Origin of the sequence: Clostridium sp. L2-50 (assembly GCF_000154245.1) — a bacterium.
Lineage (GTDB): Bacteria > Bacillota > Clostridia > Lachnospirales > Lachnospiraceae > Coprococcus.
This window is the reverse complement of record NZ_DS480317.1, coordinates 58,185-78,939: the sequence shown is the minus strand read 5'-3', so window position 1 is coordinate 78,939 and position 20,755 is coordinate 58,185. Positions and strand designations below refer to the sequence as shown.

At 40.9% G+C, this 20,755-nt stretch carries 18 protein-coding genes; all 18 read right to left on the bottom strand.

Translation table 11 applies throughout. From position 1 onward, the window contains the following. Positions 1-5: 5 nt before the first annotated feature. The 18 genes from CLOL250_RS05025 to CLOL250_RS04940 all read right to left on the bottom strand — a co-directional run bounded on the left by CLOL250_RS05025 (position 6) and on the right by CLOL250_RS04940 (position 20,743). The gene (locus CLOL250_RS05025; protein WP_008401106.1) at positions 6-2,177 is read right to left on the bottom strand and encodes an ABC transporter ATP-binding protein; all 2,172 of its coding nucleotides are present in this window, start codon (positions 2,175-2,177) and stop codon (positions 6-8) included. Positions 2,178-2,333: 156 nt separating this feature from the next. Further along, entirely contained in the window at positions 2,334-5,942 is a 3,609-nt protein-coding gene (locus CLOL250_RS05020) for a DUF6273 domain-containing protein (protein ID WP_044945148.1), read from the bottom strand. A 28-nt stretch (positions 5,943-5,970) separates the two neighbouring features. Then, a complete protein-coding gene (locus CLOL250_RS05015; protein ID WP_008401104.1) occupies positions 5,971-8,019 on the bottom strand; it encodes a chitobiase/beta-hexosaminidase C-terminal domain-containing protein in 2,049 nt (682 codons plus the stop codon). Then, positions 7,986-8,270, bottom strand: coding sequence for a hypothetical protein (locus CLOL250_RS05010; RefSeq protein WP_274922241.1), 285 nt, complete (start codon positions 8,268-8,270; stop codon positions 7,986-7,988). The genes CLOL250_RS05015 and CLOL250_RS05010 overlap by 34 nt, the downstream gene beginning before the upstream one ends. Before the next feature lie 628 nt (positions 8,271-8,898). Next, positions 8,899-9,930: a branched-chain amino acid aminotransferase gene (locus CLOL250_RS05005; protein WP_008401102.1), complete on the bottom strand. Its 1,032-nt coding sequence runs from the start codon at positions 9,928-9,930 to the stop codon at positions 8,899-8,901. A gap of 99 nt (positions 9,931-10,029) precedes the next feature. Further along, complete coding sequence (locus CLOL250_RS13275) at positions 10,030-11,823, bottom strand: glycerophosphodiester phosphodiesterase (RefSeq protein WP_008401101.1); 1,794 nt, start codon at positions 11,821-11,823, stop codon at positions 10,030-10,032. Between the two features lie 497 nt (positions 11,824-12,320). Beyond that, positions 12,321-13,646 (bottom strand): phenylacetate--CoA ligase family protein, encoded by a 1,326-nt coding sequence (locus CLOL250_RS04995; protein WP_008401098.1) that lies wholly within the window; start codon positions 13,644-13,646, stop codon positions 12,321-12,323. A gap of 216 nt (positions 13,647-13,862) precedes the next feature. Then, on the bottom strand, positions 13,863-14,555 hold the full coding sequence (rplA, locus tag CLOL250_RS04990) for a 50S ribosomal protein L1 (RefSeq protein ID WP_008401097.1): 693 nt from the start codon (positions 14,553-14,555) through the stop codon (positions 13,863-13,865). A gap of 60 nt (positions 14,556-14,615) precedes the next feature. Continuing rightward, positions 14,616-15,041 carry a 50S ribosomal protein L11 gene (gene rplK, locus CLOL250_RS04985; RefSeq protein WP_008401096.1) on the bottom strand — a complete coding sequence of 142 codons (426 nt, stop codon included), beginning with the start codon at positions 15,039-15,041 and terminating at the stop codon, positions 14,616-14,618. 57 nt (positions 15,042-15,098) lie between these two features. Further along, on the bottom strand, positions 15,099-15,623 hold the full coding sequence (gene nusG, locus CLOL250_RS04980) for a transcription termination/antitermination protein NusG (RefSeq protein WP_008401095.1): 525 nt from the start codon (positions 15,621-15,623) through the stop codon (positions 15,099-15,101). 22 nt (positions 15,624-15,645) lie between these two features. Further along, positions 15,646-15,849 (bottom strand): preprotein translocase subunit SecE, encoded by a 204-nt coding sequence (gene secE, locus CLOL250_RS04975; RefSeq protein ID WP_008401094.1) that lies wholly within the window; start codon positions 15,847-15,849, stop codon positions 15,646-15,648. 29 nt (positions 15,850-15,878) lie between these two features. After that, positions 15,879-16,028, bottom strand: coding sequence for a 50S ribosomal protein L33 (gene rpmG / locus CLOL250_RS04970; RefSeq protein ID WP_008401093.1), 150 nt, complete (start codon positions 16,026-16,028; stop codon positions 15,879-15,881). 175 nt (positions 16,029-16,203) lie between these two features. After that, on the bottom strand, positions 16,204-16,434 hold the full coding sequence (locus CLOL250_RS04965; protein WP_021943590.1) for a hypothetical protein: 231 nt from the start codon (positions 16,432-16,434) through the stop codon (positions 16,204-16,206). 89 nt (positions 16,435-16,523) lie between these two features. Further along, on the bottom strand, positions 16,524-17,000 hold the full coding sequence (locus CLOL250_RS04960) for a COG2426 family protein (RefSeq protein WP_008401090.1): 477 nt from the start codon (positions 16,998-17,000) through the stop codon (positions 16,524-16,526). Positions 17,001-17,009: 9 nt separating this feature from the next. Continuing rightward, positions 17,010-17,807 (bottom strand): enhanced serine sensitivity protein SseB, encoded by a 798-nt coding sequence (locus CLOL250_RS04955; protein WP_008401089.1) that lies wholly within the window; start codon positions 17,805-17,807, stop codon positions 17,010-17,012. A 2-nt stretch (positions 17,808-17,809) separates the two neighbouring features. Beyond that, on the bottom strand, positions 17,810-18,631 hold the full coding sequence (locus CLOL250_RS04950) for a zinc ribbon domain-containing protein (protein ID WP_147554292.1): 822 nt from the start codon (positions 18,629-18,631) through the stop codon (positions 17,810-17,812). A 95-nt stretch (positions 18,632-18,726) separates the two neighbouring features. Continuing rightward, positions 18,727-20,010, bottom strand: coding sequence for an O-acetylhomoserine aminocarboxypropyltransferase/cysteine synthase family protein (locus CLOL250_RS04945; RefSeq protein WP_008401087.1), 1,284 nt, complete (start codon positions 20,008-20,010; stop codon positions 18,727-18,729). Between the two features lie 208 nt (positions 20,011-20,218). Then, a complete protein-coding gene (locus CLOL250_RS04940; protein WP_008401085.1) occupies positions 20,219-20,743 on the bottom strand; it encodes an HD domain-containing protein in 525 nt (174 codons plus the stop codon). Between the last annotated feature and the right edge of the window lie 12 nt (positions 20,744-20,755).

The following is a 20,755-nucleotide window of genomic DNA, read 5'->3' as shown; positions in this document are numbered from 1 at the left end:
AGTTCTTATGCTATGCTCGCCGCAATCTCTTTTTCAGATAATTGCGAACGGGCGATCTGTTCATATACCGGACAATTCTCCATCAGCTCTTTGTGTGTACCCTTGCCTACGATCTTTCCTTCATCCAGCACCAAGATCTGGTCTGCATGTAAGATCGTACTGACACGCTGGGCAACGATGAATACCGTACTGTCTGTCATATCTTCACGAAGTGCTTTTCTGACTGCTACATCCGTCTTGAAATCAAGAGCGGAGAAGCTGTCGTCAAATATATATATCTTTGCATTCCGGGCTACTGCTCTGGCGATCGCAAGTCTCTGCTTCTGACCGCCGGAAACATTTGTACCACCCTGTGAAATGCTGCTGTCATACTGTTTATCCTTTTCCTCGATGAAATCTGTTGCCTGTGCGATCGCTGCCGCTTTCTTCATCTGTTCATCGCTTGCATCCTCTGCACCAAACCGGATATTAGATGCGATCGTGCCGGAGAACAGCACACCCTTCTGCGGCACATAACCGATATTCTCCCGAAGGCTCTCAATTGATACATCCCGGATATCCGTTCCGTCGATCGTGATCTTACCACCTGTGACATCATAGAATCTTGGCATAAGCTGCACCAGGGAAGATTTACCGCAGCCGGTACTTCCTATGATTGCTGTCGTCTCGCCCGGTCTTGCTTCAAAATCAAGATCTGTCAGAACATCTTCATCCGCTCCCGGATATGCGAAGCTTACATGTTCGTAACGGACAACACCCTTTACAGCTTCTAACTTCTTACAATCCGGCTTGTCACAGATCGTACTCTCTGTATCAATAACTTCCTTGATTCGGTCTGCTGCCACACCTGCCCTTGGAAGCATAACGGATAACATACCGATCATTAAGAAGGACATAATGATCATCATCGTATAAGTAATAAACGCTGTCATGGATCCAACCTGAAGCTCACCCGAATCGATTCTGTGAGCCGCAACCCACTCGATCAGGATCGTAACCGCATACATAATAAACATCAGAACCGGCATCATAAATGTCATTACGCGGTTTACAAATAATGATGTCTTTGTCAGATCCTTATTCGCCTTATCAAAACGTTCTTCTTCGAACTTCTCTCTGCCAAATGCCCGGATAACCGGAATACCGGTCAGGATCTCTCTGGACACAAGATTAACACGGTCAACCAGATCCTGCATGATCTTGAACTTTGGAAGTGCAATTGCCATTAACACTCCGAGAACAACCAGGATGCCTGCTACCGCAACTACGATCACCCATCCCATGCTGGCGCCGCTCTCTACAACCTTTATGATACCGCCAACTGCCAGAACCGGTGCATATAAGACCATGCGGAGCAACATAACCGTAACCATCTGGATCTGTTGAACGTCATTTGTCGAACGCGTGATCAGGGATGCAGTCGAAAACCGATTGATCTCTGCATCTGAGAATGAAATAACCCGTTTGAAAATGCTTTCTCGCAGATCACAGCCCACACCTGCAGCTACTCTTGCGGCTACCAGACCGGTAAGTATCGCCGATGCAACCATTAACAATGTCATAAGGATCATCTCTACACCGACACGTTTCAGATAGGACATCTGGATATCCTTATAATTATAATCCATACTATCATAACAGGTTCTTGTACAGGTAATGGCAGATGACATCATCATATCATCCCCCATACTGTCACGCATGGAATCGATCATCTGCTTCATCTGCGTTCCCATCTGACTCCACATCTCAGGCGGCAGCTCGTCCAATGTCATACCGCTTGCTGCAAGCATCTGCTTTAACTGATTATCTTCATCTGAATCCACCATCGTATATGGATAATAATACATCATCATCGGCTCCATACACGCCTGATCGATCTCATCTATATGATCCTTGCCGTCATCTGTCATATGGTATATGCCATCATCCGACTGCTCATAATACTTTTCCCACACCGTCACATCATCTTCATCCATAAACCCTTTAATAATGGTATACGCTTTTTCCGGGATCTGCAACGGACTGCAATGATCAATGCCGTAATTCTGGATACCGGTATCGATCAGCTTCGACGTATAATCCGGCAATGCCAGATCACAATATGCCTGAACGATCAATAACAGAACAATGATCAGAACCGATTTCCAATATGGCTTCAAATTCTTAATTATCTGCATAGTTTCACCTCTCTATAATTTTCGCATGTAGAGGTATTCTATCACTACCTATATAAAAGTCAATTAAATTCCCATAAAAAATGAATGAAAAAAGACCCGCCTGTCGATTGACAAACGGGTCTTCCTGTATATTAATACTTTGTATATTGGGAGGCTTTATTTTACTGTAACCTTTAAGACCTTACGCGCACCATTCTGTGCTATGGCATATACATAGCATTTTCCTTTCTTCTTGCCCTTGATCCTACCGGCCTGAGTAACTGTAGCTATCTTCTTATTTGTTGAAAACCAGCGAATCTTCTCGCAATGTCTCTTTAATTTTTTGCCCTTTGGCATTTTTACAGTTGCTTCAAGCAGTACAGATTTCTTCTTTTTCACTGTTACCTTTGAAACAGTCTTTTTCTTAGTTGTTTTAACTACAACAGCTGTCGGATTGCTGTATTTGTACTTTTTGGTAGCAGTAATTGTATGAAGCTGGTATGATTTACCAATTGCCTTCTTTACAGTCTTTCCTGTTTTGGCATCCTTCACATTCTTGTATGCTATTACCTTAAACTTATAGAATGTATTTTTCTTTAATTTCTTACCACCTGCAATTTTGGTAACCTTACAGCTGACATTCTTTTTGTTCTTAAATTTCTTAGCGCTTACAGTTTTGATCTTGTTGTATTTGTATACTTTCTTTTTGGTATTACAGTAATTACCATAAATTATATATCCATCTGCTCCCTTTACATTTTCCCAACGTAAAGTAACTGTCTTTGTTGTGGCAGATGCTCTACCGGTTAACTGTCCCATTGTATACTTATCAACAGCATCGCTCTTAACCCAGTTATCAAATTTCTTTGTTCCCGGTACATAAGAGCTTACCGAAGTTGTCTCCTGCTTCTGAGCAGGTGTATCAGGCTTGGATTCACCCGGCTTCGGATCTTCAACAACTGTAATCTGCGTAATCTTGCCTGCAACCTTCAGAACAATAACCTGAACGATCTTACTGTTGTTCATTCCGTCTTTTCCGGCTATTGCCGTAATTGTAGTACTGTCTTTTGTTAATTTAATCGGTCCGTTATATACTGTTCCGTTTGAGGCTGATGGTGTTGTTCCATCTATTGTATATATAATTGTAGCACCTGCCGTCTTACTTGACAGAATCAACGAGGTACCATCTGCTGATTTTTCTGCAACCGGCATCTCAACCTGCTGCTGTTTGCTATCATCTGCCGATACCGGATTTGATAAGATCACCGGCATACTTGCATAATCTGTAAATAAGGATTCATCGATTCCCATAGTCGCCGGATCATCCGCACTAATATCTTCTGCAACAATATATACTTTATAACTCTGGAACAGATTATCTGCTGTACATCCATTTCCAATCTTTGCGGCAACTGATGCAAGATCCATCTGCAGGCTTCCTGTCAGGTTAGATGATACATCTGTTAGCTTACCGTATGCCTTAATCTTTGCTCCGTCGGCATTATATACCTTATCGGTAACAAAATACGAAAGCTGTGAAACATTATCTTTTTTCTTTCCTGTTATCTCGTATGGAATAGTAATCGTATTACCTGTCTTTGTAATTACACTGTCGGTAATTTGTACATTCATGCCGGAATCCAGTAATGTAAATTTGTAAGAAGCGCCGGTCTTACCTGCTGTTCCGTCTACAAGGGTTGTAAATAAAATATCTTTCTTATCTATATTGAAAGCAGGTGACGGATAAAATGGTGACGACGTTACACTCATGCTTACAGCACCTGTATTTGAATATCCAAAAGCATATGGGAATGAATTTGTAGAACTGGCACTTATCCAACGATAAGATGTACGACATCCCCAGCCATTTCCCGGTTTACTTCTCTGAGCAGTATTTTTATAAGTATTTGGATAACCGTAGCTTGTGTTTGCTGCTTCCGTAAGGTCAAGAGCAAATACCTTTTCGTTTGTAATCGGCATATAGCTGATCTCATCTTTATTCCAGAAATATGTATCTCCATCCTTAGCATTTTTGCCGGTTTTTGTAGATGCGACAATCGTCTCCTTCTCTGTATCCGAGAAGCCATACAGGAATCCGTCTATCTTATCCGAGATACAGTTAACCGGTGCATTCGCATCATTTTTGGATGATTCGTTATTTAACCATTTATACATATTACTGTCTTCCCATGAAACAGTACCTGATGAGAACAGGATCGGAACTTTAATGAGCTGTTCGTCACAGTCAAGAAGCATACTATCTGTTCCTGTCTTAAAATCTTCTCCTGATGCTGTATCAAGTACACGATATTTTACAGGTTCTCCATTATACTGACCATAGTATACATAACTGCCCTTCCATTCCTCATTCACATCAAGCGTTTCTCCCGGATGTGAACCATATGGTGTATCGATACCTGAAGTACCATTCTCTATTACAGTCTTATCATCATCTGCTACCATACCTTCATTTGCCGGTTTTGACAATAATACCGGTGTACTGGCCAGATCAGTAAATAAACCTTCGTTTATATCTGTTGTACGATCCCTATCTGTCTGTACACTCTCTGCAACAAGATAAACCATATAATTATCAAAGAGTGTATCAGCTGTACATCCACCGCCAACCTGTTCTGCAATAGCTGCAAGATTCAACTTTGCATTACCGGCTTTACCGCCACTGACAGAAGCAATCTTGCCATATGCTCTTATCTTTGCACCCTCAGCATCAAACTGCTTATTTGTGACAAGATAAGACAACTGATTTACACTTGTGCCATTTGATCCATAGATATTATATGGAACAGCCACAATATTGCCTGATTTCGTTGTACTGCTTGATGTAACAGCAAGCTTAATGTTATTATCCAGCATTGTTAACTTATAGGCTGCACCATATTTTCCGGCAGTTCCTTCTACAAGTGAATTGAATAACACCTTATTGGTGTCAATATTAAATGCCGGATTTGCATAACCATAAGCTTTATCGTCTGCTGCGCCTGTTAAGGTTACATCACAAAAAGCTCCCTCACTATCTACACAATTTACCTGATCATAAAAATGATACCTTGTTGATGTGCTTCCGTATCCTGATCGAAGAAAATACCAACCGACATTGTTTTTGCCTCGTTGTTTCATGGTTGAAAGTGAATTCGGATATCCATACGATTTATTTGTTATCTCTGCTTCATCTAATGCAAATACTTTTTCGCCTGTCAATGGTACAAATTTATAGTATTTGATCGCACCGGGAGCAAACTCACCCTTTCCGTCTTCACCGGAACGTATCTGCTTGTTACTGCTTACAATCGCAGCTTGCTCTGCATCTGAAAAGTATCTTAAAAATCCACTCATATTTCCCTGAGTATATGCATTATATATCGCTGGGTCTGTGCTGTTCATCCACTTATAAACATCACTGTTTTTCCAGTCATTCGCAGACGCATCTACATCATAATAGAGAACCTCAACTCCGGATTCGCAGTCAAGAAGCATACTGTCTGTTCCTGTCTGGAAGTCTTTTTTCGAATCTGTATCTAATACACGATAACGGATAGGACTTTCCTTGTATTTTCCGTAGTATACATAGTTGCCCTTCCAGTCGTCAGAACTTGTATCTGAACCATATGGATTGATGATGCCATCAATTCCAAGACCCGAAACCGTTTTTGTCTTCTGTACAGCGGCTTCTACCTTTGGTATCGAAGCAAGCGGCGGTAAGATGCTGATAGTCATAACAGCTCCCAGCACAAGCGCTGCACCTCGCTTAAATATTTCTTTTTTCATAATTTCCTCCATGTGAATTTAATCATTTCTACTTAACTGTAACTTTGATCTTCTTTCTTGCCCCATTCTGCGCAAGCGCATATACGTAACACTTACCCTTCTTTTTAGCTTTGATCCTTCCGGCCTGTGTTACGGTTGCAATCTTCTTATTTGTTGAAATCCAACGGATTTCCTCACAATGTTTTTTCAGCTTCTTTCTCTTCGGCATACTTGCACGGGCATCTAAAAGAACAGATTTCTTTTTCTTTAATGTGACAGCTGATATCTTCTTATTCTTTGTGGTTGTCACAATAACGCCCTTTGGATTTCCGTATTTACCGGACTTAGTCTCAATAATTGTATGAAGCTGATATGATTTTCCTATTGCTTTTTTTACTGTTTTTCCGCTCTTGGAATCTTTAACATTCTTATATGCAACTACCTTAAATTTGTAAAATGTATTCTTTTTAAGCTTCTGTTTGCCAACTACTTTTGTAAGCTTACAGCTGGCAGTGCTCTTATTCTTAAATTTTTTTGCACTAATTGTTTTAATCTTTTTGTATTTGTATTTCTTAGCCTTTGTATTGCAGTAATTACCATAAATAATATAACCGTCTGCATCCTTCAGATTCTCCCAACGAAGCGTAACTGCCTTTGTTGTTGCAGATGCTCTACCGGTCAACTGCCCCTTTGTCAGAGAATCTACCTTATCACTGGTCAGCCATTTTTCATATTCGACTGTTCCTGGCTTATACTGTTCTTCTGTTTTTTTCTGATCAGTAGATGGTGTCGGATTTGGTGTTGGTGTCGGATCTGATGTTCCATCAGTCTTAATTACAATAGTACCATCTGCTCCCTTGATAACGATCAACTGTATAACCATACTGTTATCCATACCATCCTTTGCAGCAATGGCTGTTATAGTGCTGGTTCCGGTCGGAAAAGATATTGGCCCTGTATATTTGGTTCCGTTTTTCTGATCAGGAATGCTTCCATCCAAAGTATAATAAATATCTGCGCCCTCTGTTCCTGATGAGATTATCAAAGAGGTCTTATCATCCGAAACTTTAGCAACCGGCTGTTTTACGGTCTCGCGCACCCCTGTCTCCTTACTAACAGAAGTCAGACAATATGGCAGGCTTGCATAATCAGAATAATTTCCATCTGTTACACACTCAGCAAGAAGATATACCTGATAATCTGTTCCCCAAGTACCTGTCAATGTCTGTGGTAAAGTAAATGTACCGGTGCCTATTGACTGTGTTGTATTTCCGGATAATGCTCCATAATATAACACCTTGGCATCCTTATCGGTATATGCCTTATCCGTTATTAATACAGATACCTGATTAACCGGATTTTGTGAATTTCTACTATCTGAATATGTGTATGGAATCGTTACTGTTCCATCAGCAGCAAGAACCGCTTCTTTTCCTGATGTTAACTGTATTGTTTTATTTGTATCTTTCAAAGTCAAAGTCCAATCATTTACCGCACTCTCTTTTATCTGTGCGGAAGATGCTGTTATTGCTTTCTTCTTATCAAATCCGACTGCAGTTGAAAACAGGGCTCCACTTGTATTCATATTAAATGCCGGACAAACACCAATGTTACCATCCATACATTCGGCATCTATCTGAAAATTACCCACTGAATCCAACCATACCACTTTCATTGAATTAGCCCTAGAAGACCGTAACCACCAATAATCTCCCGATACATTCTTATTGGTAGACTGCTTGTCTGCATATAGATTCCGAATCTCCTTTGCCGAAAGAATAAAGATATAATCTTCAGCTGCCTCATCCTTTACAGATTCAGTTCCTGATTCACCTTCCAGATAAGTTCGTATCGTATATGTATTTTCTTTTAATGTCGTAGGCATAAGCAGATTCGCTTCTACTTTTGAAAACATCGCACCCTGCTCTGCATTTCTTGAATCAACATATTTGCTGTTCAATAATCTCTCCAGATAACTACCATTCCATCCACCCGATGATTCATCAAAATAACTACGGTATAAAATAGAATCTGAATCAAGCAATACATAATCCTGTGCAGCACCTACACTCTGTGTCTCAGTACTTTTTCCAAGCACACGATATGCAACAGGACTTTTACCGGTCGCATCAGTAAGATTTCCATAATATACCTTTGCCCTGTTGATTTACTCCATGATGTTGAATCCGTATACAAAGATGACATACCGAGATTCACTTCATTCTTCACCGGGCTTGCATCCGAAGCAGCTCTTGCTGTTGATCCTGTTCCCAATGGCGGCACAATGCTGACTGCAACTGCAGTACTTAATGCAAATGCCATTCCTCTCCTGAAAACATTTTTTTTCATAATTAAATTCATTTTTCTGCTCCTTTATTGTAATTTTAAAGATATCAATCTACATATTTGAAGTATATATTGTCATATTTTAAATATCAAGTGTTATCAAGCATATATTTTCATTTTTGTATATATGCACAGAAAATATATGCTTTCTACAAAAAACTGAGACACTTTTATGTAAGTCAACTAACCATATGGTTAGATTAAGCCCTTTCTATAATTATCGTTTTTATCTTTGTATTTTAAATGTCATATTTTTAATATCGGTTGTTATATCATGTGCTTCGCACATTCTATGCATTCCGCAAAATCAGCACCCTTGCAAGCAAATAATTTTGCGTTCATTATATCATGTCTAATTTATATTTTATAGAAATATACATAAAATATATGGTTGAGGTGATTAAAAGAGCTTGCAGAAAAACTGGACATTTCAAGACAACATCCGGGAGCCGTCGAAGCCCCTAACATCGTTCGATCCGTTTCGCTGGATCCGCTGTTTAATATTACAGATGCACTTGAGGTAGACGTTCGTGAGCTTCTGGATTTTCATGGAAATGCCTAAAAAAAGATATGACGTAGATTCCGAATGGAACTTACGCCATATCTTTTTATTTATAAGAACTCTTTATAATTAGTCTACTTTGATCTCTTTGATCCATCCTTCTGGAGCTTCGATCCTGCCCATCTGGATACCTGTTAATGTATCATAGAGCTTCTGAATAACCGGTCCCATCTTCTCCATTCCACTTGGGAAGCAGATCTCTTTGCCATGATCAACAATCTTACCTACCGGCGAAATAACGGCTGCTGTACCACACAGACCACACTCTGCAAAATCTTTTACCTCATCGAAGTATACTTCTCTGTGCTCAACCTTCAGTCCGAGGTACTTCTCAGCAACTACCATAAGAGAACGTCTTGTAATAGATGGAAGGATACTGTTTGATTTAGGTGTTACAACTGTGCCATCCTTTGTTACGAAGATGAAGTTTGCTCCACCTGTCTCCTCTACCTTTGTTCTGGTTGCTGCATCCAAGTACATATTCTCATCATAACCTTCCTGATGAGCTGTAACGATTGCATGAAGGCTCATTGCATAGTTCAGACCGGCCTTGATATGACCTGTTCCATGAGGTGCTGCACGATCGAAATCAGAAACCTTAATTGTAATCGGCTTTGCACCACCCTTAAAGTAAGGACCTACAGGTGTACAGAACATTCTGAACTGATACTCGTCTGCCGGCTTAACACCGATTACAGGATTTGTACCAAACATATATGGTCTGATATAAAGTGTTGCTCCTGAACCATATGGTGGAACAAAACCAGCATTTGCTCTTACTGTCTCTTCTACTGCCTTTACAAATCTATCTTCCGGGAATGCAGGCATCTCAAGTCTCTTTGCTGAATCTGCCATTCTGCTTGCATTCAGGTCAGGACGGAAACATACGATCCTGCCATCCTCTGTTGTATATGCCTTTAATCCCTCAAATACTGTCTGGGCATACTGGAGAACACCTGCGCATTCGCTTAATACGATATTGGCATCATCTGTTAATGTTCCTTCATCCCATGCACCATTCTTAAAGTTTGATACATATCTCTTATCTGTCTTGATATACCCAAAACCGATATTAGACCAGTCAATGTTTTTCTTTTCCATAACTACTCATCCTTTCAGTTTCTGTTTCGTAAAAAATAATATTCATAGCTTCTGTTATAGCACATTCTTTTCTCAATTTCTATAGTATTGATAATTTTTTTACTGTTCAAATATATATTTTACCATATCTGATACGGCATTGCTATCCTTATGCTTTAAGGTTCGTTTTGCAAGAGGCACGCGATCCGTAATAATATTATCCACACCGATCGCCATCATACGACGCATCTCACTGCTGGTATTTACCGTCCATGCACACACCATAATACCTTTCTTATGCGCTCCGGCTACCACCTGCCTGGTCAGATATCTGGCATCAATACTTAATACATCCATGGCCTCATAATTCGTCCGATTGCTGTATCCGAAGCTGTATATATAGCCGGTTACAATATCAGGATCATCCTTCTTGATCCGCACAAGAGATCGTTGCTTAAAAGATGTAACAATACATTGCTCTTCCATATGATTCTCCCGGAGCAGTTCAGCAACTTTTTTCTCCAGTTCACCATCATTCCGAACTGTTTTCAGTTCTATATTCATCATTACTTTACCTTTGCAGGTGTCGATTGCATCCTTCAAAGTCGGAATCTTGGTTCCGGCATATTCTTCCGGATATTCTGCTCCGGCATCTAACTGCTGCAGTTCCTCATATGTACTGTCACAGACTAACTTATCAACGCCTGTCGTCCGTTCCGTTGACGGATCATGCATTAGCACCAATTCTCCATCCGAAGTCAACCGGACATCCATCTCCACATAGTCTGCCCCTTCTTCGATCGCCTTCTCAAATGCCGGGATCGTATTTTCAGGAGCTTCACTGCTGGAACCTCTGTGTGCGGTGATCAACGTTGCCCCAAGGGAAGCATATGTCGGTGTAGCACCGGCAGACAAAAAACGAACATTCAGATATACTGCAAGCATACAGGCTACAGCAACCAGACTTACAAGTACATAATGAGTCTGCTTTTTCAGATCTGCATCATCCACATGGTACATAAGCATCTTCGGTCGAGCAAGCTGCAATACCGCCGATATATTGAACATACCGCAGATAAAAAGCAGCAAAGCACCTACCACGATATTGATATTATTATATACCTCATAGAACAGAATAAGCACATTATCTCCATCGGATTTTGCTTTTATCACCAATACACTTACAACGATAAAGATCGCATATAACAATACGCAGAACAATCCGACAAATATCTCCCATAACGCCTGGAATATAAAATGATGCACCGATTCCCGACAGGTCAGTCTGGTCTGTCCCGCTGCCTTTGCAGTCTCCTCATTCCCCAGTATCAACAAACGGATATATGGAATTTTTACCGACATAATCCAGATACTGATCAGATAGATTACTATAAATCCTATCCAAAATGCCTTCTTGCCTGTTTCTCTGATACAAAGCTTCAGCAGATATTTGGTAACTGTGTTATTATTCAACGCCATCAAAAACGGCGGCATATATACCGCAAATGCAAATGGAAGCATATAAAAGATACGACCAATCTTCTTTTTACCGAAGAAACGAAAGAAATACTTCTCAACCTGTACCAGATATCCGAACAGCCCTTGTCTGCTGTGCCTGAGTGCCGCATCAAACAGCACAACATACATCGTAAGGTTCAATAACATGAACACCATGAGCAATACGATCAAAAGCAGCATATATATGATCGTTCCCGGTTTTACCAGAACATCTAAAAAGTTCTCCTTCGTGACAGAACTGTAACCGGATAATTTAATTGCAAGATAAAATCCTCGAAATACAACAGGAATCAGGATAAATGACGAAACGACCAGAAACGCAAGCTGACACAGCACCACCCTTATTTTATTATGTGCCAGAAAATATCTGACTCGGAGTATATATCCCGCTTTCATATCTGTCTGCCTCCCGGTTGTTTGTTCAAAACAGGCATTGCAGAATATTCAATGCTCTATTTACAATACGTTTCTGCAATTGCCTGTTTAATCTCATAGTCTATATTATAGGCACAACCAAAGCTATCTGCAAGCACTCTCTGCCACAATAATCTGACAACCGAACACATCCGGTTTTTAGCAGTATATAAAAACCAGGGGAAATATTCTACACAGTTAATCGTACTCACCATAACGCACTATAAAAACTGCATGCTGTACATATAAAGGCAGGGGCTTACCCTTGGTTATTAGTCCTGCCATCATAATATGACATATGTGAGGATTTCGTTATTCGCTGCATATTGTCAGTAAATACGAGTGCCTGTCTGAGCCGAAGGCGAGTTGGCACAGGAGTATTTACGAATCAGACATATGCAGTGAATAGAAACCGCAACAAGTCATTTATGATGGCAGAACTAAAAAACAAGAAGTAAGCCCCTATCGTATATCCAGGTTTAGAAGCCGGTGTTTCGGTTATCGATGATACGCTTTGCCTTACCCTCGGAACGAGCGATAGACTTCGGTGGAAGCAGTTCCACCTTGGCACTGATCAGCAGAGTCTGCTTGATCTGTGTCTTGATATATGCAGCCAGCTTCTCAAGCTTATCTGCATCGTTTATATCAACATCATCCTTTAATTCCACCTGAACAGTAAGCTTATCCTGTGAATTCACACGATCAACTACCAACATGTAATGCGCAGATGTTTCTTTCACGCCCATCAGTACAGCTTCGATCTGACTTGGGAATACATTAACACCACGAATAACAAGCATATCATCGGTACGTCCTGTGATACGGCTCATCTTAACGGTTGTTCTTCCGCAAGCACAAGTTCCATGATGCAAAGTACAGATATCATGTGTTCTGTAGCGGATCATAGGTACACCTGTCTTGGTCAGTGTCGTAAATACCAGTTCACCCGGTGTATCGTCCGGAAGCGGTTCTTCTGTTATCGGATCGATGATCTCTGCAAGCACATGATCTTCATTGATATGCATACCATGCTTTTCCATACATTCAAATGCAACACCCGGTCCACCAATCTCAGTCAGTCCGTAAATATCAAGTGCATCAAAATCAAGAAGCTCTTCCAGATGCTGTCTCATTTCCTCTGTCCATGGCTCTGCACCAAAGCAACCGGATTTCAGTTTTAATTCTTCCGGCTTGATTCCCATTTCATGGATGGTTTCTGCCAGATATGTTGCATAAGACGGTGTACAGCAGAGCATCGTAGTACCAAGCTCTTTCATCATTATAATCTGTCTCTGTGTATTACCGGATGACATTGGAATTACTGTAGCCCCAATCTCTGTTGCGCCCTGATGTGCCCCCAGTCCGCCGGTAAATAAACCATAACCATAAGCAATCTGAATGATATCATCCTTTGTACCGCCTGCAGCAGTCAGTGCTCTGGCAACCATCTCTGTCCATACCTTAATATCATTTTCCGTATATCCTGATACGATCGGCTTTCCGGTTGTTCCTGAAGAACCCTGAATACGTACAATATCTTTAAGATCTGCAGCAAATAGTCCATATGGGAAATTATCTCTCAAATCGGTTTTCTGCGTAAATGGAAGCTTTACGATATCTTCAATTCCATTAATATCTTCCGGTTTTACTCCGGCTTCGTCCATTCTCTTTCTGTAAGCCGGAACATTATTATATTCCAACTCTACGGTAGCTCTCAGTCTTTCTCCCTGAAGCTTTTTTCTTTCATCAAAATCCATACATTCCATTGCATCGTTATAGATGTAATGAATCTTCTTCTGTCTCATATGTGACTATCCTCCATGTCTGATCTTGGCTTTACTTTTTCGCTTTTATGTTTTTCCACACTAAAGCGTTTACCCATAAAAATTTTAGCTGAGCAGCCTGTATATGTCAAGGAAGTTTTTACCTTCCCTTAAAGATTTTCCATATAGTACAAAACGACCACCACACAGGCGCGTCCTGCATGATGGTCGTTCTATCAATATATTGGTATATAAGATTTACGCAAATCTTGTTGTGTTAATCTTTACACCAGGACCCATTGTTGAAGCAATTACAACGCTCTTAAGGTACTGTCCCTTAGCAGCTGATGGCTTTGCTTTTACAATAGCATCCATTAAGGTCTGGAAGTTTTCGTCTAACTGTTCCTCTGTAAAGGAAGCTTTTCCCACTGGCACATGGATAATATTGGCTTTGTCAAGTCTGTACTCTATCTTACCGGCTTTGATATCGTTAACAGCTTTTGTTACGTCCATTGTAACTGTACCAGCCTTAGGGTTTGGCATTAAGCCCTTAGGTCCAAGTACACGACCAAGACGTCCAACAACACCCATCATATCAGGTGTAGCTACAACAACATCGAAATCTAACCATCCGTCTTTCTGGATCTTTGGAACTAATTCCTCACCACCTGCGTAATCAGCACCGGCAGCAAGAGCTTCGTCTACCTTAGCTCCCTTAGCGAATACGAGAACCTTAACTGTCTTACCTGTTCCATGAGGTAATACAACTGCACCACGTACCTGCTGATCTGCGTGACGTCCATCAACGCCCAGTCTTAAGTGAGCTTCGATTGTCTCATCAAATTTAGCTGTAGCCATCTTCTTTACCAAAGCAACTGCCTCTTCGAATTCGTAAACGGCTGTTTTGTCATAGAGCTTGCTTGCATCTATATATTTCTTACTCTTCTTCATTATAAACCTCCTGTGGTCTTATCGGGAGCGACCCTCCCACCAAAATGTTTTTATTCTTAATTACTCTTCAACTGTAACGCCCATTGAACGAGCTGTTCCAGCGATCATGCTCATAGCAGTTTCAAGGCTTGCAGCATTTAAATCTTTCATCTTAAGTTCGGCAATTTCCTGAACCTTAGCCTTTGAGATAGTTGCAACCTTTGTCTTCTTTGAGTTAGCTGAACCGGATTTGATATTACAAGCCTTCTTGATCAGAAGTGCTGCAGGAGGAGTCTTAGTGATAAAGCTAAAGCTCTTATCCTGATAAACTGTAATAACAACAGGAATGATCATATCTCCTTCGTTAGCAGTTCTAGCATTGAATTCTTTTGTAAATGCAACGATATTAACACCATGCTGACCAAGAGCCGGTCCAACAGGTGGTGCAGGTGTTGCCTTTCCTGCAGGAATCTGTAATTTGATATATCCTTCTACTTTCTTCGCCATCTTAGCGCACCTCCAAAAATATTGTGGTAATAACGGGGGATACCCTTCCACTCACTCTTACAATTTCTTGATATCAGCGAATGCAATCTCTACAGATGTTGCACGGCCAAATATTTCTACATCGATGGTAATGGTCTGTTTACTTGGGTTAATTGCCTTAATACTACCCACGGTACCTTCCCAGGCACCTGCTGTAACCTCAACCATATCGCCTACTTCCGCATCGATCACGATTGTCTCCTTGTTGATTCCAAGGTACTTCATCTCATCATCTGATAACGGAACCGGTTTTGATCCCGGTCCTACGAATCCTGTAACACCTCTTGTATTACGAACTACATACCATGTAGCATCGTTCATAATCATATTGAGCAGGACATAGCCGGGAAACAGTTTTCTGGTAACAGCTTTCTGTACACCGTTCTTAACCTCAATGGATTCTTCTACGGGTACAGATACTTCTAATATCTGGTCCTGTAATTTTCTGTTTTCAATTGTTTTCTCAATATCAGCTTTAACCTTATTTTCATAACCTGAGTAGGTATGGACTACATACCATTTTGCGCTTTCTGCATCTGCCATATAATTCACCAACCTTTACTCATTATATTATGAAATTCAAGCCTATTTGTATAAGCCAGTCAACGACTGCAATAATAGCTCCGAGGATTACCGTTGAAACGATTACTACGGCTGACTGCTTAAACAGGGTTGTTCTGTCAAGCCATGTGATTTTCTTGAATTCACCCTTTAGTTCCTGGGTCCAGCTTTTCTTGAGAGCTGTTGATTTTTCTTCACTTTTTGCCATTAAACCAATCCTCCTTCACTGGTCCGGAACTATTTTGTTTCCTTGTGTACTGTATGCTTCTTGCAGAATCTGCAGTACTTCTTTGTTTCCATTCTGTCTGGATGCGTTTTCTTATCCTTTGTCATATTGTAATTACGCTGTTTACAATCCTGACATGCCAATGTTATTTTAACGCGCACTTCCATCTACCTCCATTACTTATTTTAAGGCATAAAAAAAAGACCTCTTTCATCGCACGTTTAACAATAACACAAGTATACAGTGCAAGTCAAGAAATCTTTTTCTGTTTTTAGACATATTCTCTATTTTTTAATTTTATAAAGAAATATGCCGCATTTATTGGATTGTCTGCATTTACCCCTTCAGATCCTTTAAGGTATGGAATAATTCCATATCCGATTCTGTCAGTTTTACATTTGTACAGATCTGCTTTCCCTCCGGATCCGTGATCTTTACTTCTATAATATAGTCTTCTTTGATCCCGCTTGCCATCGCAGCCTGTAAAAACATCGGAAACTTCGGATGATTGGATGCAAATTTCTCCCATGCGGATTTTATCTTAAAAATTGATGCCGGATTTACCATATCTATCTCCTTATCTACCTGTAGTTTCCCCGGATTCACTCACCCTGCAGGCATATCTTCTGTCCATTTATTCTATATTACTTGCAGCATCAGAATAATGCTGCGACCGCACCAAGCAGTCCATAACTTACAACTCCCACGATCAGGCCTGCAAGTACAACACCACCCATAACGGCAAGTGCGCTCTTCTTCCAGTCAAGATCTAAGAAGCTGGCTGCCAGAGTACCCGTCCAGGCTCCTGTACCCGGAAGTGGGATTCCTACAAACAGCATCAGTGCGATATAGACTCCACCGCCTGTCTTCTCAAGCAGCTTCTGCCCGCCTTTTTCACCCTTCTGAATACACCATGTAAAAAATTTTCCGATATATTTTTTGTCTTTTCCCCACATCAAAACCCGTCTGGCAAACCAGAAGATCACCGGAACCGGAAGTATGTTTCCGAGCATACAGATGATCAATGCCCGCAATGTCGGTATTCCGAATACCGCTGCATATGGAATTGCTCCTCGCAGCTCTACGATCGGAACCATAGATATCAGGAACATGATAAGATATTTTTTAACCATTATTGTCTCCTAATTTTCTTTTTTATAGAACGGCTCTGCATTTTCCAGAACTTTTTTTCCAAGTCCGTTATCTGTCCCGGTAAGTGCGATCGGAATACCGAACGCAAGCGGTTTTATCTTCGGAAGAAGTGAATCAAATAAATCTTCTTCATCACCTTCAAAATCAATTGTGATCAGATATTCTTCATCTGAATTTTCTTTTTCCATCATCTGAATATAAGCCGCCTTTATATTTGGGCGTTCTACAAAGAATTTCTTTGCTTCCTCTAACATATCAACCGGCATATATTTCGGGCTTCTCAAACGGATCTTTGTATTTGCAGGAATAGTGTGTTTCTTGATATTCGTATTCTTTTGTTCTTCAAGAACACTCTTTCTGCTCTCATCAACTGTCTTAATCAGAGCATCCGGCACCTGCATTCCAACTGTATACGGATCGATCACGATACCCTGAATCTGTCCCTTTGAATTCAGAACCAGCGGAGCAACCTCTTTATAAGTGAGTGCCATCTTCTCAACTTCCACTTCTTTGATCGCATGCTCGAATTCTTCATCATTTGTAAAGCATGGGAAGAAATTCTTTCCTGTATTATCTGTGATAACCCGGAAGTTCACTTTGAATTTTCCGTCTCCCATGATCCTGCCCTGATCGTCTTTCACCGGTTTGGGATCCAGTGTCGCCGGCAGGATAAATCTTGCCTGTAATAACTTCTCAATAAAATTCTTTAGATTCTGCTGATTATTTTCGGCCTTAAAAACCTCAATTGCCTCCAACAATGCTTCATTCTTTATCTTGCCGCTTTCCATACTTAATTTTCACCTTTCTCTTTTATACTGTCCTTATAGGCTCTGTATTCAACTTCTGCCTTCTTGCCTTCTTCACTTCTCTTGGATGCCACCATCTCAGGCATAATATCCACCATCGGCTCGTTAATATATTCCGTCAGCTTCTGAAGGAATTCCTTTCCACCTTTATAAGTAGCTACCGGAATGGCCACGACACCCTGATTAGTCATCATAACATACCCTCTTACCACATGGTAAAACGGCTTATGCAGCTTTGCCTGTTCCTTTATATCAGAAATATCATAACATTTCCATCTTCCGGGGATCTTACTGTAATACAGATGTTCTTTATCAAGCTTCGCAGCTGACCCTACGATACATCTGCACATCATACCGATCAAAAATCCAAGCGCCAGTGCCGCAAGAATCAGGATCCGTCCGGTTCCTTTAAATACACTGTCAAATCCCAAAAGTGCTACAACGATAAATAATACGATTGCTGTACCAACAATAAATGCCAGATACCCAACTGTAGTATATGCCTGATACTGTCCATTCTTATTTTTTTTGCATTTTGAATAATAACTGAACGGTGAATCAATAAGACCAAGGTCAGCCCCGCATAACGGACAATATTTCTGATTCAGTGTCGCATTTGCAGGAATTGACTTTCCACAGTGCGGACAACGGAAAAAAAACTGATTGATAATACCCGATAATAACAGCATGATAACAAACAGTCCCCATCCGTATATGATCTTTCCGACAAATGTAAATATAAACAGTCCCAGCGTACCGATCACAGGCATAATTACAATACAGCCCTTGGCAATTCTTAACTTCATCTCTTCCTCCATCCGCAACAGAGTATTCCATCTGTTATTCTGTATAACAGCTCTGCTGTGGCTTTCTTCTTTCTATTTTCAGACCGGATCAGATCCTAGATCTGTGCAAATGCCTGTTCCAGATCCGCGATCAGATCTTCCGCATCTTCCAGTCCACATGAATAACGAACAAGATCCGGATATACACCACATGCTGTCAGTTCCTCATCATTCATCTGCCTGTGTGTTGCACTTGCCGGATGCAGACAACAGGTTCTTGCATCAGCTACATGTGTCTCGATTGAGCCAAGTTTTAAGTGCTTCATGAATTCTTCCGCTGCTTTTCTTCCGCCCTTTACACCGAAGCTTACAACACCGCAGGAGCCGTTTGGCAGATATTTTTCTGCAAGTGCGTGATATTTGTCATTTTCCAGTCCGCAGTAATTCACATAAGCAACCTTATCATTCTGTTCCAGATATTTTGCAACTGCGAGTGCATTCTCACAATGACGCTTTACTCTGACATGCAGACTCTCCAGTCCGAGATTCAGGATAAATGCACTCTGCGGAGACTGTACAGAACCGAAATCACGCATCAGCTGTGCAGTTGCCTTTGTGATAAATGCGCCCTCTTTTCCGAACTTCTCTGCATATGTAATTCCGTGATAACTGTCATCCGGTGTGGTAAGTCCCGGGAATTTGTCTGCGTATTTCATCCAGTCGAACTTTCCAGCATCTACGATACATCCACCGATAGCTGCTCCATGTCCGTCCATGTATTTGGTTGTGGAATGGGTTACGATATCTGCTCCCCATTCGATCGGACGACAGTTGATCGGAGTCGGGAATGTATTATCTACGATAAGCGGTACGCCTTGCTCGTGAGCTACCTTTGCGAACTTCTCAATATCTAATACAGTCAGAGCCGGATTTGCTATGATCTCACCAAATAACGCCTTGGTATTCGGGCGGAAGGCTGCACGGATCTCATCTTCGGATGCATCCGGATCAACAAATGTGAAATCGATTCCCATCTTCTTCATGGTTACAGCAAATAAGTTGTAAGTTCCACCATAGATAGAATTCGATGCAACAACATGATCGCCGCAATTTGCAATATTGAATACTGCATAGAAGTTTGCAGCCTGACCGGAACCGGTAAGCATTGCAGCTGCACCACCCTCTAACTGACAGATCTTCTTTGCAACCAGATCATTTGTAGGATTCTGAAGTCGGGAATAAAAATATCCGTCTGCCTCCAGATCGAATAATTTACCCATATCCTCACTTGTTGCATATTTGAATGTCGTGCTCTGGTAGATCGGAACCTGTCGTGGTTCTCCGTTTCCCGGTTCATAACCTCCCTGTACACATGTTGTATTAATCTTGTATTTACTCATTACGTCCTCCTAATAACCATATATCTTCTGTGTTTTATAATCTGTTTCAGGCTTCTGTATCCATATCTTTTCTCAATATTTCCGGTCATATGAATATTACCTTTTCCTGTAACATTCAGCACATCATCTCATTATATATAATTTATCCCATTCCTGCAAGCACATGAACTACGGCAATAATTAAAAATCGGTTAAGATTTTCTTATATTTATGACAGTTCAAAAATCTCCCTGCAAAGCTTTCTTCCCGACCGTGTCCGGAAAATCTTCTCATAGGCAGACCAGACTGCCTTAATATGTTCTTTATCCTCATACAGATTAACAAGAAAATCTGCTTCTACCAGTATCTGATAATCCGTTCCGTCAATATTCGAATAAGTATGGTGATGACCGACCAGATAGCATACTCTTTCAATAAATGCAGTATCATCCGTCAAAGACAAAAGCAGCTTTTCTGCTTCCGGCGGTCCTTCCTTCTCCTGCGTTTTCCCTGTATTATATCCATATTTCTTTTCTGAATTCTTTATTCCTATATCATGCACAAGTGCGGCTACTTCCAGTATTTCCATCTCTTTTCCTGCAATGCCTTCCATCTCACCGATCAGCTTGGCAAAAGAATGAACCTTCAGAAAATGATGGATCCGTCTGGCATCTCCTGTATAATATTCGATCATTTTTTCTTTAACCCGAGATTCCAAATCCCGGCTTATAGGGATTATGTGTTCTGCTTCCATTCTTTTCCTCCT